Source organism: Saccharopolyspora montiporae, from assembly GCF_015209505.1.
GTDB classification, from domain to species: Bacteria; Actinomycetota; Actinomycetes; order Mycobacteriales; family Pseudonocardiaceae; genus Saccharopolyspora; species Saccharopolyspora montiporae.
This window is the reverse complement of the sequence record NZ_JADEYC010000015.1, coordinates 22,769-38,140: the sequence shown is the minus strand read 5'-3', so window position 1 is coordinate 38,140 and position 15,372 is coordinate 22,769. Positions and strand designations below refer to the sequence as shown.

The window sequence follows — 15,372 nt, the reverse complement described above, 5'->3', positions numbered from 1 at the left end:
GGCGGCGCGTTCCGCGGGGCTCCCTTGGCAGAAGTTACCGCCAAGTAATACCCTTCTTGTTACCGACCGGTAAGGGCTGGGGTTCCGGAGCTGGGCCACGCCCGCAGCAGCGCGCACGAGGGAGCTGGCCATGGGCCACTACAAGAGCAACGTACGAGACCTCGAATTCAACCTGTTCGAGCTGTTCAACGTGCAGGACGGGCTGGGCAAGGGCGCTTTCGAGCAGTCCGATGAAGACACCGTGCGCGGGGTGCTCACCGAGCTGAACGAGCTGGCCACCGGCCCGCTGGCCGAGTCCTTCGAAGAGGGCGACCGCACCCCGGCCCACTTCGACCCGGCGACCAACTCGGTCACCCTGCCGGAGGCGTTCAAGAAGTCCTACCAGCAGGTCGTCGACGGCGAGTGGTGGCGGCTGGGCCTGCCGGACGAGCTCGGCGGCTACGGCATCCCGCCGTCGGTGCAGTGGTCGGCCGCAGAGCTCATGCTCGGCGCGAACCCGGCGGTGTTCATGTACATGGCCGGCCCCAGCTTCGCCACCATCCTGTGGCGCAACGGCACCGAGGAGCAGCAGCACTGGGCCGAGCTGATGATCGAGCGCGGCTGGGGCGCCACCATGGTGCTGACCGAGCCGGACGCCGGATCCGACGTCGGCGCCGGGCGCACCAAGGCGCGGCTGCAGGACGACGGCAGCTGGCACCTGGACGGCGTGAAGCGGTTCATCACCTCCGCCGACCAGGACATGACCGAGAACATCATGCACCTGGTGCTGGCCCGCCCCGAAGGCCCCGGCATCGAGTCCAAGCCCGGCACCAAGGGCCTGAGCCTGTTCCTGGTGCCCAAGTTCCACTTCGACACCAAGACCGGCGAGTCCGGTGAGCGCAACGGCGCCTACGTCACCAACGTCGAGCACAAGATGGGGCTCAACGCCTCGTCCACCTGCGAGCTGACCTTCGGCCAGCACGACGTCCCGGCCAAGGGCTGGCTGCTCGGCGAGGTGCACGACGGCATCGCGCAGATGTTCCAGGTCATCGAGTACGCGCGGATGATGGTCGGCACCAAGGCCATCGGCACGCTGTCCACCGGCTACCGCAACGCGCTGGAGTACGCCAAGGAGCGCGTGCAGGGCGCCGACCTGACCCGGACCACCGACAAGACCGCGCCGCGGGTGACCACCACCAACCACCCCGACGTGCGGCGCATCCTGATGCTGCAGAAGGCCTACGCCGAGGGGCTGCGCTCCGTGTACCTCTACACCGCGCAGTACCAGGACGCGATCGCGCAGGGCAAGGCCGCCGGTTCGGACGTCACCACCGCGGAGCAGATCAACGACCTGCTGCTGCCGATCGTCAAGGGCGTCGGCTCCGAGCGCGCCTACGAGATGCTGACCCTGTCGCTGCAGACGCTCGGCGGCTCCGGGTACCTGCAGGACTACCCGATCGAGCAGTACATCCGGGACGCCAAGATCGACAGCCTGTACGAGGGCACCACCGCGATCCAGGCGCAGGACTTCTTCTTCCGCAAGATCGTGAAGAACAACGGCGCCGCGCTCGGCGAGGTGGCCGGGCAGATCCAGCAGACGCTGGAGGCCGCCGACGCCGACGACCGGCTCAAGGAGGAGCGCGAGCTCGTCGGCCGCGCGCTGCAGGACGCGCAGGGCATGCTCGGCACGCTCATCGAGCACCTGACCTCGGCGCAGGAGGACGTGTCCAACGTCTACAAGGTCGGCCAGCACGCGGTTTCGCTGCTGATGAGCATGGGTGACGTGCTGGTCGGCTGGCTGCTGCTGCGCCAGGCCGAGGTGGCGCTCACCGCGCTGGACGCGGGCGCCTCCGCCAAGGACCAGCCGTTCTACCAGGGCAAGGTCGCGGTGGTCCGCTTCTTCGCCAAGAACGTGCTGCCCGAGCTCACCGCTCGCCGCAAGATCATCGAGGCCGCGGACAACTCGCTGATGGAGGTCGACGAAGCCGCCTTCTGATCGGCCGCGCCCTGCGAAGCCCCGGTCCGCCACCCGGCGGGCCGGGGCTTCGTCGTGCGCGGGATCAGCGGAGTCCGGTCTGCCGCTCCGTCGGAACCGGGTCCGGGCGCCGCGAGTCGTCCGATGGCGAGTCGTCCGACGGGGGGTCGACCGCACTGCGGGCGTTGAGGAACGCGAGGAACAGCCCGGCCAGCAGCGCCGCCCGGCCCCACACGCCGATCATCAGCGCCTGGGCGGTGAACCCGTCGTGGATGCCGTTCGCCTCGCCGGTCATGTTCAAGTAGAACCAGCGGAAGATCCCGATGCCCATCGCCGCGTCGGCCAGCAGGTAGGCCGCGACCCACCCCCACGGCACCGAGACCAGCGCGAAGAACGGCAGCAGCCAGAGCGCGAACTGCGGCGAGTGCACCTTGTGCAGCAGCAGGAACCCGCACAGCATCGCCGCGCTGACCTGGATCCACGGGAACGTTCCGGTGCGCTGCAGCCGCCGCCAGCCGAGCAGGCAGGCCACCGCGAACGACAGCAGCACCAGCAGCGGGGAGACCACGTCCATCGTGGACTGGAATCCGTCGGAGTCGGTCCAGTCGCGGAATCCCCAGTACCAGACCGAGTTGGTGCTGATGTCCACCTGCCTGCGCGACTGGAAGTCGAACGAGGCCCACCAGCCCTGCGGCCCGAGCAGCGCGAACGGCAGGTTCGCCAGCACCGCCGTGCCCGCGGCCGCACCGGCCACCGCCAGGGCTCCGCGCACGTCGTAGCGCTTGCCCGCGGGCAGCTCGGCACCGCCCGGGCCGCCGGAAAGCACGTACAGCGCCAGCGGCAGCGCGAAGATCGCCGGGTAGAGCTTGAACGCGAAGCCCAGGCCGAGCACGACCGCCGCCGCCACCGCCCGGGTGCGCAACGGGGCCGATCGCCACCGGTGCACCAGGAACACCGCGCCCACCGCGCAGGCCACCACCGGCAGCTCCCAGTTGTGGAACGCGTAGAGCACCACCGGCGGACCCAGCGCCCACAGCAACGCCCGGCCCCCGGTGAGGCTGCCCAGCCAGTAGCCGGTCGCGATACCGAACGGCGCCATGATCAGCGCCGACGCGGCGAGGAATCCCGCGTCGGTGTCCGCGAACAGCGCACCCAGCCACATCAGCAGCCCGGACAGCACCGGGTACTCGACGACCCCGCCGAACAGCGTGCCGTCCGGCGTGATCCCGCCGTGCACGTACGGGAACACGTGCTGGTCGATGTCCCGGCCCAGCCACAGGTTCTGGATGTCCGAGTAGCACGCGTCGCCGTAGGAGCGCTCCTGGTAGTCCGGCTGCGAACGGCCCGACGCGTCGAAGTCCGGGCCGGTGCACCGGGCCTTGTTCGCGTAGCCGGCCGCCAGCGTCAGCGCGCTGAGCATGCCCACCGCGACCAGGCCGGAGATCGTCGACCGCCGCGGGCCCGTGCCCGGTTCCTGGGTGGTGCGGATGGCGGAAGCCTCCCGTTCGACTCGGTGCTCAGCCCAGCGCGGAACGCAGGAACTCGATGTCGGCGGCCTGCCCCTCGTCCGGGGTCTCCACCACGACCGGCGCCGCCGCCTCCGCGCACACCGCCACGAGCAGGTCCCGGTCGATGCGCCCGGTGCCGATGTTGGTGTGCCGGTCGCGCGCGGAACCGAACTCGTCGCGCGAGTCGTTGAGGTGCACCAGGTCGATCCGCCCGGTGATGGCGCGCACCCGCTGCACGATCCCGGCCAGCTCCTCGCCTGCGGCGTGCGCGTGGCAGGTGTCCAGGCAGAACCCGGCGCCGAACTCGCCGACCGCGTCCCACAGCCGGGCCAGCGAATCCAGCCAGCGGGCCATCGCGTTGCCGCCGCCCGCGGTGTTCTCGATGAGCACCGGGACGTCGAACCCGCCCTCATCGGCCTGCCGCTCGAACAGCTTGCGCCAGTTGGCCACGCCCTCGGCCGGATCGTCGTCCTTGGTGACGTGCCCGCCGTGCACGATCAGCCCGGACGCGCCGATGTCTGCCGCGGCCCGCGCCTGCTGCAGCACCGCCTTGCGGGACGGGATGCGGATGCGGTTGTTCAGCGAGGCCACGTTGATCACGTACGGGGCGTGCACGAACACCTCGACGTCCCCGCTGCGCAGCTGCTCGGCGCGCGGATGCGGTTTCGGCGCCTTCCAGCCCTGCGGGTCGGACAGGAAGAACTGCACCACCTCGGCACCGCGCTCACTGGCGGCGATGAGCGGTTCGTCGTCCCGGACGTGGGCCCCGATGCGCATACCGCAGAGTTTAGGACCGCTGTGCCGAAGCTTGCGGGTCGCCGACCCCGGGTTCGGCGTTCCCGGGTTCGGCGACTTCGGTAAGGCTGTGCACCAGCTGGGGCAGGGTGAGCATGATGTTCTCCCGCGCGGCGCGTTCGGTGTCCTCGACGCCGGCCAGGATCGCGTCCTCCATCGAAGTCTCGAACTGCTCGATGAGCATCCGGGTCAAGTGCACCGAGTCGACCACGAAGCGCAGCCCGACCTCGGCCAGCGCGGTGTCCACCATGGCGGCGAGCTCGCGGTGGAAGGCGCGGGTGCTGTCCAGGAACTGCGGGGCGATCTGCTGGTTGCGCATGGCCAGCAACCGGAACTCGCTGTTGAGCAGGCACCACTGCCGACCGGCCGGCTGGAACGCCAGGACGTCGGCGAGGACGTCCTCGATGACGTCCGGTCCGGGCTTGCCCGATGCGCGCCCGAGCGGGGCGAGGACATCGGCGAACCGCTCGCGCAGGGCTTCGAGCTGGGTCCGGTTCTCCCGCTCGGTGAGCGCGACGAACAGCTCCTCCTTGCTGGCGAAGTTGGAGTAGAAGGCGCCGCGGCTGAACCCGGCGTCGTCGGTGATCGCCTCGATGGAGGTGCCGTTGATCCCGTTGGCGCAGAACTGCCGGTACGCGGCGTCCAGCAGCCGCTCCCGGGTCTTGGCCCGGCGCGCCGTCTCCCGCTTGCCGCCACCGGGCGGGGACGTGACGGGCTCGCTGTTGCTCACGGGGCGTGTCCTCTCTGCAGCCGTTGCCACTCCCAGGCTCGCAGACCGCGAACCCCCTCGATGGAGTGACAAATCGTAGCGGATACGATCCTGTATCAGATACAGAGGTGTATCGGATACGTTTTCGTATTCTGCCCGTTCTCACCATCTCGGCCCCGGACCGGTGTGCCGTGGCGAAGGAGTTCGCGTGTCGTCACTGCTCTACTCGCTAGGTCGCAGAGCCTTCGACTTCCGCAAGACCGTGCTCGCCCTCTGGCTGGCGGCGCTGGCCGTCGCGGGCGGGGCCGCCGGCCTGCTGAACAACGGCATGGACAACACCGTCACCATTCCCGGCACCGAGGCGCAGGACGCCCTCGACCGGCTGTCGGTGACGTTCCCGGAGACCAGCGGTGCCCAGGGACAGGTCATCGTGGTCGCCCCGCCCGGTCAGGACGTGCACGACCCCGCCGTGCAGCGCGAGGTCGAGCAGACCGTCGACCGGCTCGGCGAGCTGGACCAGGCCGAACAGGCCGTCTCGCCCTACCAGACCGATCTCGGCGGGATGATCAGCGAGGACGGCCGGGCCGGACTCATCTCGGTGCAGATGTCCGGCGACGCCACCCAGATCACCGACTCCACCAAGGACTCCTTCGCCGAGATCGCCGGCTCGCTGCAGGACCGGCTGCCCGGCGGGACCGAGGTCTCGCACGGCGGGCAGCTGTTCGCCCAGGAGATGCCCGGGCTGAGCATCATCGAAGCGCTCGGCCTGCTCGTGGCGCTGATCGTGCTGGTGCTGACGCTGGGCTCCTTCGTCGCCGCAGGCATGCCGCTGATCAACGCGCTCATCGGCGTCGGCGTCTCGATGGCGCTGATCCTGCTGGCCACGGCCGTCACGCCGATCACCGCCACCGCCCCGCTGCTGGCACTGATGCTCGGACTGGCCGTCGGGATCGACTACGCGCTGTTCATCGTCTCCCGGCACCAGCAGGAACTGCGCAGCGGATCCAGCCCCCGCGAAGCCGCGGCCCGCGCGGTGGCCACCGCCGGATCGGCCGTCATCTTCGCCGGGCTGACCGTGATGATCGCCCTGGTCGGCCTCGGCGTCGCCGGGATCCCGTTCCTGACCGTGATGGGGCTGACCGCCGCGGTGACCGTCGGCCTCGCCGTGCTGGTCTCGCTCACCATGGTGCCCGCGCTGCTCGGCTTCGCCGGCGAGCGGCTGCGCCCGCGCAGCTCGAAGCGGCGCGGCAAGCGGCGCGGCGCGCAGCAGCAGTACGTGCAGCAGGGCACCGGCGACCGGCACGTCGACGGGCAGCAGCTCAACGGGCAGCACGTCGACGGGCAGCAGCCCGCCGAGAACGCGCACGGCAACCGGTTCTTCGGCGGCTGGGTGCGCGCGGTGACCCGCTTCCCGGTGGTGACCGTGCTCATCGTGGTCGGCGTGCTCGGCCTGGCGACCGCACCCGCCGCCGGCCTCCGCCTCGCGCTGCCCGATGCGGGCGCGCTGCCCGAGGGCGATCCGCCGCGGGTGACCTACGACCTGGTCTCCGAGCACTTCGGCGAAGGCGTCAACGGCCCGCTCGTCGTCACCGGCAACATCGTCACCAGCGATGATCCGCTCGGGCTGATGGAGGACCTGGAGCGGGAGATCTCCCAGCTGCCGGGCGTGGCCGACGTGCCGATGGCGGTGCCCAACCCGACCGCCGACACCGGGATCGTGCAGGTGGTCCCGGAAGGCTCCCCGGACTCCGAGCAGACCCGCCAGCTCGTCGACGAGCTCCGCGCGCTGAACGGGCACTTCCAGGCCGAGCACGGCATCGACCTCTCGGTCACCGGCTTCACCGCCGTCGGCATCGACGTCTCGGAGAAGCTCGGCGAAGCCCTGGTGCCGTTCGGCGTGGTCGTCGTGGGCCTGTCGCTGATCCTGCTGACCATGGTGTTCCGCTCGGTGGCCGTGCCGATCAAGGCGACCCTGGGCTACCTGCTCAGCATCGGGGCCTCGCTGGGCCTGGTGAAGCTGGTCTTCCAGGACGGCTGGCTGGCCGGGGTGTTCAACCTCGACTACACCGGCCCGGTCATCAGCTTCATGCCGATCGTGCTCATGGGCGTGCTGTTCGGGCTCGCCATGGACTACGAGGTCTTCCTCGTCACCCGGATGCGCGAGGACTACGTGCGCACCGGGGACGCTGCCCGCTCGGTGCGCAGCGGCTTCGTCGCCTCGGCCCCGGTGGTGACCGCCGCCGCGGTGATCATGTTCGCCGTGTTCGTGGCGTTCGTGCCCGAAGGCGACGCCAACCTCAAACCGATCGCGTTCGGCCTGGCCGTCGGGGTGTTCGTCGACGCGTTCATCGTGCGGATGACCCTGGTCCCCGCGGTGATGGCGCTGCTCGGCAGGCACGCCTGGTGGATGCCGCGCAGGTTGGGCCGCGCACTGCCGTCCTTCGACGTGGAGGGCGAGAACCTGCACGAGGAGCTGCGGCTGGCCGACTGGCCGGAACCCGGTTCGACCGACGCGGTCGCCTGCGAAGGGCTGCACCTGCGGGAACCCGCCTCCGGCCGGCCGATCTACCGCGGGGTCGGGTTCCGCGCACCGCGCGGCGGCACGCACGTGGTGCGCGGCACGGACGAGGCCGCGGTGAGCGCGCTGCTGCTCACGCTGTCCGGCCGGATGTCCGCCGACGGCGGCAAGCTCAAGGTCCTCGGCCACGTGCTGCCCGCGCGGGCCTCCGCGGTCCGCTCCCGGGTGGCCTGCGTGGACGCGGGCGACGGCGGTGCCGAATCGGTGCGCCGTGCGCTGCGCGACCGCCCGGAGGCCCTGGTGCTCGACCGCACCGACCGGGTCACCGACCCCGGTGAGCGGCACGAGATCCGCGATCTGCTCGCCGACGCGGACACGGCGGTGATCGCCGGCACGACCGGACTGGCCGACATGCGCGACCTGCTGCCGTCCACCGCTCGGGTCGAGGTCACCGACCTGCGCGAGCACGGCACGGCGCCGTACCGCCCCCTCTCGGACGCGACTCTGTAAGAAAGCCGAGGTAGCCGCTGTGCGCTCGATATCCCCAGGGCGGTCCCGCTTCCGCAGCGCGGTCCTGCCCGTCATCGGTCTCCTGCTGGTCCCGCTGGCCATCGCGGGCGTGCTCGTCTGGGCGCTGGGCGATCCGGACGAGCAGAGGGGCGGCGTCAAAGCCGCCATCGTGAACAACGACGAACCGGTCGAGGTCCAAGGCCAGCTCACCCCGCTCGGCAGGCAGCTGTCCGGCAAGCTCGCCGGCGACGAGATCGACAGCAACTACGAGTGGGAGTTCGCCAACCAGCAGACCGCCGCCGAAGGGCTGCAGGACGGCACCTACGCGGCGGTGGTGACGATCCCGGAGAACTTCTCCGCGGCCGCCACCTCGTTCTCCGGTGATCCCGCGCAGGCCCAGCAGGCCACGATCGACGTGACCACCGGTGAGCGCAGCAAGCTGGCCGATGAGGCCGTCAGCCGCGAGGTGACCTCCACGGCGACCGGCCTGCTCGGCAACGAGCTCACCACCACTTACCTGGACAACCTCTACGTCGGGTTCAACACGCTCGGCGACCAGCTCGGCGAAGCCTCGAACGGCGCGACCTCGCTGGCCGACGGCGCCGAGCAGCTGGCAGGCGGGACCGAGCAACTCGCCGCAGGCGGGGACGAGCTCGCCGGCGGGTCGCGGGCGCTGGCCGACGGGATCGGGCAGCTCGGCGGCGGTGCCGACCAGCTCGCCGAGGGGGCCAACGGGCTGGCCGCGGGCCTGGCGCAGATGCGCGAGCAGACCGCTGCGCTCCCGGAGCAGGCCGGCACCCTGGCCGACGTCTCCGCGCAGGAGAACGAGGGCGTCACGCAGATCCGCGGTGAGCTGCAGACCATGGCCGACGACCTCGGTGAGATGACCAAGACCTGCCCGCCGGGCACGCTCCCGGTGTGCACCAAGGTCGCCATCCAGGCGGCCAAGGCCGAAGCGCTCGCCGAAGGCGCCGGGCAGGTCCAGCTGGCCAGCGACGGGATCTCCGGTGGACTGGACGCGCTCGCCGGGCGCACGCCGGAGTCCGGCGGCGGCCTGGGCGCGCTGTCCGGCGGGGTCGACCAGCTCGCCGGCGGTGCCGACCAGTTGGCCGGCGGTGCCGACCAGCTGGCGGGCGGCCTGCAGCAGACCGGGGACGGGGCCAACGGCCTCGCCGACGGTGCGGATCAGCTCTCCGGCGGCATCCGCGAGCTGTCCAACGGGGCCAGCCAGCTCGGCGACGGCACCGGGGAGCTCTCCTCCGGGCTGGACCGGGCGGTGGAGGAACTGCCCACCTACTCGGAGGGCGAGCGGGACCAGCTCGCGCAGACCGTGGCCGACCCGATCAGCGCGGAGGAGGGGACCGGGCACGGCTTCGGTTCCTCCGGGCCGCCGCTGTACGCGGTGCTCGCGCTGTGGGCCGGCGCGCTGGCGACCTTCCTCGTGCTGCGCCCGGTGCCCGGGCACGCGCTGGAGTCCACCCGCTCCTCGCTGCGGCTGGTGTGGGACGGATTCCGGTTGCCCGCCGCGGTCGCCGCGGTGCAGGGCCTGCTGGTGTCCGCGGTCGTCGGCGCGGCCCAGGGGCTCGCCGCCGGTCCGTGGGCCGCGAGCGCGGGCCTGCTGGTGCTGATCGCGCTGGCGTTCACCGCGGTCAACCAGGCGCTGGGTGCCGTCGGCGGATTCGGCCGGTTCCTGTCCATGCTGGTCGGCCTGCTCGTGCTGGCTACCGGGTTCACCACGGCGGTGCCCGGAGTGCTGCAGCAGATCACCGGGGTGCTGCCGGTGGGTCCCGCGCTGGACGGGCTGCGCGCCGTGTTCGCCGCCACCGCACCGGGCGGCGGCGGGATCGCGGCGCTGGTCGTGTGGGCGCTGGCCGGGCTGGCGGTGAGCTACCTGGCCGTGGAACGCACCCGCACGGTCAAGGCCACCGGGATGGCCGTGGGCCACGGGCTGCAGCAGGTGGCGCGCGCCTGAACGCACCGGGGGTGACTGAGCGGGGCGCTCGGACGGGGGACGTCCGGGCGCCCCGCCGCATCGGCGGGGCAGGTGTGCCGTTCACCGCACTTGCCCGCCGGACGCGGCCGAATGGCGGAGTTCGCACCGAATTTCCCCACACACCGTTACCCGGAGCGGTGTCGGCGAGTTGTTCGTATCTGAGAGGCTAGGGCTCACACGTTCGTGGGGAGGCGCGCAATGGACGGTTCGCGGCGGGGACGCCCGCATCCGCTGATCAAGCCCGCGGTCCGGGTGACGGGCACCGGACTCGCCGGGCTCGTGCTCGCCGCGGGAGCCGCAGCCGGAGCGGGCACCGCGTCAGCCGAATCCGCATCCGCGGCCGAACCCGTCGTCGTCGACTCGGCGCTGGCCGTCGTCGACGCGCAGCCGGGCCAGCAGGTGGTGCTGGACCCGGCGGTGATGGACTTCAAGGTGCGCCAGGCCGTGCTGCTGGCCATGCCGCTGGCCTTCGGTCCGGCCGACGAGGCCACCGAGCAGTTCCGCGAGCTCGACCCGATCCCGCTGGGCACCGCCGAGGAAGGCAGCAACTTCTACTCCGGCGCGGACATCGCCGACGCCGCCGAATCCGAGCTGGCCGCGATCGGGTTGCCGGAGGACAAGGTCGAGGACGTGTCCTCCCACTTCCGCAACCTGGTCAGCATCGGCAACGGCGTCACCGTGCGCGCCGAGGTCCCGGAGGAGGACGAGGAGACCGGGCAGCCCGCGCCGCCGGAGCAGCCTCCCGCGAACGAACAGCCGCCTCCCGCCGAGCCGAGCAACCCCGCACCGCCGCCCGAGCAGCCGGGATCCGCGCAGCCGGGTGCGCCGACCGCGCCGCAGCGCTCGGCACCGGTGACCGCGGTTGACCCCGACGCGTCCCCCGCGGCGCTGAGCGTGCTGCCTCCCGAGCTGCGCGACCTGCCCGCTTCCGAACTTCCCTGGGAGCAGGGGCGTTTCGGTCGGCTGCCGCAGGAGTCCCCGCAGGGCGGGACACCGCCCCCGTCCGCGGAACAGCAGCAGCACTCCGCGGCGCAGCAGCAGACCCGCGAGCAGCGCGCGGAGGTCGAGGCCGCCGGCGAGGCGCGCCCGGTGGCCGCGGAGAGCAGCACCGACCGGATCGCGGCTCCCGTGCTGCTCGGCGCGGTGTCGCTCGCGCTGGTGACGGCCGCTCTGGTCCGCAGCTGGGTGCTGCGCAGGAGCTGACCCGGTCCGGAGCACTGCCGGAGGGGCTTGCTAGCCTTGACCGGTTCGTCGACGTGACGACCCTCCTGCCACGGAGAGCCCGTGGCCGCGAGTCCACAGGAGGTGAGTGGTCCTCATGCGTCATTACGAGCTCATGGTCATCCTCGACCCGAGCCAGGACGAGCGCAACGTCGCTTCGTCCTTGGAGAACTTCCTCAAAGTCGTGCGCAACGACGGCGGCACCATCGAGAAGCTCGATGTCTGGGGCCGCCGCCGGCTGTCGTACGAGATCAACAAGCAGGCCGAAGGCGTCTACGTCGTCCTCGACATCAACAGCGAGTCGGCGACGATCAAGGAGCTGGACCGCCAGCTGAACCTCAACGAGTCCATCCTGCGGACCAAGGTGCTGCGCAAGGTCGTCGAGCCCCGCAAGGCCGCTCGTTTCGCCAAGGCCAACGCCAAGGCGTCTGCCTGATCCGGCACTGACCGGCGAACCCGCTACGAGCAGACTGGAGTCCCCAGGTCATGGCTGGTGAAACGGTAATCACGGTGGTCGGCAACCTCACCGCCGACCCGGAACTGCGCTTCACCCCGTCCGGTGCCGCGGTCGCGAACTTCACGATCGCGTCCACCCCGCGGACCTTCGACCGCCAGAACGGCGAGTGGAAGGACGGCGACCCCCTCTTCATGCGGTGCAGCATCTGGCGCCAGGCCGCGGAGAACGTGGCCGAGTCGCTGACGCGCGGCATGCGCGTGCTCGCCCAGGGACGGCTGCGGCAGCGCTCCTTCGAGACGAAGGAAGGCGAGAAGCGCACGGTCGTCGAGCTCGATGTCGACGAGATCGGCCCGGCACTGCGCTACGCCACTGCCAAGGTCAACAAGGTCAGTCGCGGTGGCGGCGGCGGGTTCAGCGGTGGCGGCGGCGGTATGGCCGCCGCAGGTCAGGCCGACGACCCGTGGGGTTCGGCCCCGCCGGCGGGTTCGGGCGGCAACGGTTTCAGCGACGAGCCGCCGTTCTGACCGGCGCATCCCCAAGGCACGCTTCGAAGTTTTCGCTCAGGAGGAAGACCGATGGCCAAGGCGCCCGTGCGCAAGCCGAAGAAGAAGGTCTGCGTTTTCTGCAAGGACAAGCCGACGCAGATCGACTACAAGGACACGACGCTGCTGCGCAAGTACATCTCGGACCGCGGCAAGATCCGTGCCCGCCGGGTGACCGGCAACTGCAGCCAGCACCAGCGCGACATCGCCATCGCGGTGAAGAACGCGCGGGAGATGGCCCTGCTGCCGTACACCTCGACCGCCCGCTGATCGCCGGTTCCCATCCGCAGCGGCCGCGAGTCCGGCTCCGCCGCGGGGCCGGGGCTCGCGGGACATCTTGAAGGAGACACGTCGTGAAGATCATCCTCACTGCTGACGTGGCCGGTCTCGGCGATTCGGGTGACATCGTCGAGGTCCGGGACGGCTACGCCCGCAACTACCTGCTGCCGCGCAGCCTGGCGATCGTCGCCACCAAGGGCGCGGAGAAGCAGATCCAGACGATCCAGCGGGTCCAGGAGGCCCGCCGGGTGCGCAACCTGGAGCACGCCCAGGAGCTCAAGCAGCAGCTGCAGGACCTCGGCGCGGTCGAGCTGACCGCCAAGGTCTCGAAGCAGGGCAAGCTGTTCGGCTCGATCACCGCCGGCGACGTCGTCGCCGCGGTGCGCAAGGCCGGCGGTCCGAACCTGGACAAGCGTTCGGTCTCGCTGCGCCAGCACGTGAAGTCGCTGGGCAAGCACGTCGCCGACGTGCAGCTGCACCCCGACGTGCAGGCCAGCGTCAGCCTGAACGTCGCGGCGCAGCAGTAAGCGCCGCGACGGAAGCAGCACACCGGGGCGCGGCACCGCCCGATCCGGTCCGCCGGATGCGGACGGTGCCGCGCGGCGGTGTCCGTCCGCACCGGTGCCCACCTGCGGTTCGCGCGATCGATCCCGGCGGCGCCACTGCGCGACACGCCCACCGCGCGGACACGCCGTGGCACAGCCGCGGATTCTCTCCACAGCTGGAGAAAACCTTCTGACCTGGGGCGACGTGACGTCTGCCGCCGGTTGTCCCCAGGTTTTCCCCAGCGGCGGAGCTTGTTGTACACAGCTGTCCCCAACTGGGGCCGACTTGTCCACAAGTCGTCCCGACGTTCTTCCACATCACGAGTTGTCCGGCCCGGGCTGACGGCCTAGCTTCCGCGCGCGGGCATGCGTGCGCGATCGGTGCCGCGGGCGGTGCCGGAGGAGGTGACGGGGTCGATGGCCGTGTCCGACGAGCGGGAAGAAGACCCGTACATCGCCGAGAGCGGCGGTGCTGCCGGCGGGAACACCGCGTTCGACCGCCAGCCCCCGCAGGACCTCTCCGCCGAGCAATCGGTGCTCGGCGGGATGATGCTGAGCAAGGACGCCATCGCCGACGTCGTCGAGGTGCTCCGCCCGAACGACTTCTACCGTCCCGCGCACCAGGCCATCTACGAGTGCGTGCTGGACCTCTACGGCCGCGGTGAGCCCGCCGACGCGATCACCGTCTCGGCCGACCTGGAGCGCCGCCAGGAGCTGCTCAAGGTCGGCGGCGCACCGTACCTGCACACGCTGATCGCGACCGTGCCGACCGCGGCCAACGCCGGCTACTACGCCGAGATCGTCTCGGAGAAGGCCGTGCTGCGCCGCCTGGTCGAAGCGGGCACCCGGATCGTGCAGCTGGGCTACCACGGTTCCGAGGGCGCGGCGATCGAAGAGGTCGTGGACCGCGCGCAGGCATCCATCTACGACGTCACCGAGCGGCGTACCAGCGAGGACTACGCCGCGCTCGAAGACCTGCTGCAGCCGACGATGGACGAGATCGACGCCATCGCCTCGCGCGGCGGGGAGTCGCAGGGCCTGCCCACCGGGTTCGCCGATCTGGACGAGGTCACCAACGGCCTGCACTCCGGTCAGATGATCATCGTCGCGGCGCGTCCCGGTGTGGGCAAGGCGCTCGCGCTGGACACCCCGCTGCCCACGCCGGACGGGTGGACCACGATGGGCGGGGTGCGCACCGGCGACCGGCTGATCGGTGCGGACGGCAGGCCCACCGAGGTCCTCGCGGCCACGGACACCCTGCACGACCGCCCGTGCTTCGAGATCGGGTTCGCCGACGGCAGCGCGCTGATCGCCGATGCCGAGCACCAGTGGTTGATCGGCGAACAGGGCGCGGGCCGGGTGCGCACCACCGCGGAGCTCGCGGCCGACCCGCCGTCGGGCCCGGGGCATCCGATCGCCGCCGCCCCGGTCGGCCCGCCCGGGCGCGAGCCACGGGCCCCGCACCGGATCACGGCCGTGCGCCCGGTCGCCAGCGTGCCGGTGCGCTGCGTGCAGGTGGACGCGGCGGACAGCCTGTACCTGGCCGGTGCCTCGATGGTCCCCACGCACAACTCCACGCTGGGCCTGGACTTCGCGCGGGCGGCCTCGGTCAAGAACGGCCTGTCCAGCGTGATCTTCTCGCTGGAGATGGGGCGCACCGAGATCGTCATGCGGATGCTCTCCGCCGAGGCGCGCATCCGGCTGGGCGATATGCGCGGCGGGCGGATGACCGACGACGACTGGACGCGGCTGGCCCGCCGGATGAGCGAGATCAGCGAAGCGCCGGTGTTCATCGATGACTCGCCGAACCTGACCATGATGGAGATCCGGGCCAAGGCCCGGCGGCTCAAGCAGCGGCACGACATCCAGCTGATCGTCGTGGACTACATGCAGCTGATGACCTCGGGCAAGCGGGTCGAGTCGCGCCAGCAGGAGGTGTCGGAGTTCTCCCGGCAGCTCAAGCTGCTGGCCAAGGAACTCGAAGTGCCGGTGGTGGCGATCTCGCAGCTCAACCGCGGCCCGGAACAGAGAACGGACAAGAAGCCCCAACTGTCCGATCTACGCGAGTCCGGCTCCCTCGAACAGGATGCCGACATGGTGATCCTGATCCACCGGCCGGACGCGTTCGAACGGGACGATCCGCGGATGGGCGAGGCGGACCTGATCCTGGCCAAGCACCGCGCGGGCCCGACCAGCACGATCACCGTGGCGCACCAGCTGCACTACAGCCGCTTCGTGGACATGGCCCCGGAATAGCCGCGGCCGAGCGGTCCCGGCACGTTCCCGCTGGCCGCGGGCCCGGACGACACACCCGCGCGACCTGCTCCGCGAGGGGGCATCC

The 15,372-nt window shown here is 71.1% G+C and carries 12 protein-coding genes; 9 read left to right on the top strand and 3 right to left on the bottom strand.

Annotated features, from left to right (window positions below; genetic code table 11):
* Positions 1-130 precede the first annotated feature (130 nt).
* Positions 131-1,975: an acyl-CoA dehydrogenase gene (locus tag IQ251_RS09610; RefSeq protein WP_193928151.1), complete on the top strand. Its 1,845-nt coding sequence runs from the start codon at positions 131-133 to the stop codon at positions 1,973-1,975.
* Positions 1,976-2,039: 64 nt separating this feature from the next.
* Here the strand turns inward: IQ251_RS09610 and IQ251_RS09605 are convergent, their stop codons facing one another.
* From IQ251_RS09605 to IQ251_RS09595, 3 genes are all read right to left on the bottom strand, one after another.
* A complete protein-coding gene (locus IQ251_RS09605; RefSeq protein WP_193928334.1) occupies positions 2,040-3,374 on the bottom strand; it encodes a glycosyltransferase family 87 protein in 1,335 nt (444 codons plus the stop codon).
* A gap of 97 nt (positions 3,375-3,471) precedes the next feature.
* The gene (locus tag IQ251_RS09600) at positions 3,472-4,239 is read right to left on the bottom strand and encodes a deoxyribonuclease IV (protein ID WP_193928150.1); all 768 of its coding nucleotides are present in this window, start codon (positions 4,237-4,239) and stop codon (positions 3,472-3,474) included.
* Positions 4,240-4,249: 10 nt separating this feature from the next.
* A complete protein-coding gene (locus tag IQ251_RS09595) occupies positions 4,250-4,987 on the bottom strand; it encodes a TetR/AcrR family transcriptional regulator (RefSeq protein WP_193928149.1) in 738 nt (245 codons plus the stop codon).
* Positions 4,988-5,174: 187 nt separating this feature from the next.
* Here IQ251_RS09595 and IQ251_RS09590 point away from each other — a divergent pair, with 187 nt between their 5' ends.
* The 8 genes from IQ251_RS09590 (at position 5,175) to dnaB (ending at position 15,287) form a co-directional block, all read left to right on the top strand.
* Positions 5,175-7,994, top strand: a complete 2,820-nt coding sequence (locus IQ251_RS09590; protein WP_193928148.1) for an MMPL family transporter — start codon at positions 5,175-5,177, stop codon at positions 7,992-7,994.
* A 19-nt stretch (positions 7,995-8,013) separates the two neighbouring features.
* Positions 8,014-9,966, top strand: a complete 1,953-nt coding sequence (locus tag IQ251_RS09585; RefSeq protein ID WP_193928147.1) for a YhgE/Pip family protein — start codon at positions 8,014-8,016, stop codon at positions 9,964-9,966.
* A gap of 219 nt (positions 9,967-10,185) precedes the next feature.
* Positions 10,186-11,190: a hypothetical protein gene (locus IQ251_RS09580; protein WP_193928146.1), complete on the top strand. Its 1,005-nt coding sequence runs from the start codon at positions 10,186-10,188 to the stop codon at positions 11,188-11,190.
* Between the two features lie 115 nt (positions 11,191-11,305).
* Positions 11,306-11,644: a 30S ribosomal protein S6 gene (gene rpsF, locus IQ251_RS09575; RefSeq protein WP_193928145.1), complete on the top strand. Its 339-nt coding sequence runs from the start codon at positions 11,306-11,308 to the stop codon at positions 11,642-11,644.
* 50 nt (positions 11,645-11,694) lie between these two features.
* The gene (locus IQ251_RS09570) at positions 11,695-12,189 is read left to right on the top strand and encodes a single-stranded DNA-binding protein (RefSeq protein ID WP_193928144.1); all 495 of its coding nucleotides are present in this window, start codon (positions 11,695-11,697) and stop codon (positions 12,187-12,189) included.
* Positions 12,190-12,240: 51 nt separating this feature from the next.
* Positions 12,241-12,477 (top strand): 30S ribosomal protein S18, encoded by a 237-nt coding sequence (rpsR, locus tag IQ251_RS09565; RefSeq protein ID WP_193928143.1) that lies wholly within the window; start codon positions 12,241-12,243, stop codon positions 12,475-12,477.
* An 83-nt stretch (positions 12,478-12,560) separates the two neighbouring features.
* A complete protein-coding gene (gene rplI / locus IQ251_RS09560; RefSeq protein ID WP_193928142.1) occupies positions 12,561-13,013 on the top strand; it encodes a 50S ribosomal protein L9 in 453 nt (150 codons plus the stop codon).
* A gap of 435 nt (positions 13,014-13,448) precedes the next feature.
* Positions 13,449-15,287 carry a replicative DNA helicase gene (gene dnaB / locus IQ251_RS09555; RefSeq protein WP_193928141.1) on the top strand — a complete coding sequence of 613 codons (1,839 nt, stop codon included), beginning with the start codon at positions 13,449-13,451 and terminating at the stop codon, positions 15,285-15,287.
* Positions 15,288-15,372: the final 85 nt, after the last annotated feature.

Bases quoted from the DNA above. Each gene is read 5' to 3' on its own strand.
- dnaB (WP_193928141.1), top strand. From the start codon at position 13,449: ATGGCCGTGTCCGACGAGCGGGAAGAAGACCCGTACATCGCCGAGAGC.
- IQ251_RS09570 (WP_193928144.1), top strand. From the start codon at position 11,695: ATGGCTGGTGAAACGGTAATCACGGTGGTCGGCAACCTCACCGCCGAC.
- IQ251_RS09600 (WP_193928150.1), bottom strand. From the start codon at position 4,239: ATGCGCATCGGGGCCCACGTCCGGGACGACGAACCGCTCATCGCCGCC.
- IQ251_RS09610 (WP_193928151.1), top strand. From the start codon at position 131: ATGGGCCACTACAAGAGCAACGTACGAGACCTCGAATTCAACCTGTTC.
- rpsF (WP_193928145.1), top strand. From the start codon at position 11,306: ATGCGTCATTACGAGCTCATGGTCATCCTCGACCCGAGCCAGGACGAG.
- IQ251_RS09580 (WP_193928146.1), top strand. From the start codon at position 10,186: ATGGACGGTTCGCGGCGGGGACGCCCGCATCCGCTGATCAAGCCCGCG.
- rpsR (WP_193928143.1), top strand. From the start codon at position 12,241: ATGGCCAAGGCGCCCGTGCGCAAGCCGAAGAAGAAGGTCTGCGTTTTC.
- IQ251_RS09605 (WP_193928334.1), bottom strand. From the start codon at position 3,374: ATGCTCAGCGCGCTGACGCTGGCGGCCGGCTACGCGAACAAGGCCCGG.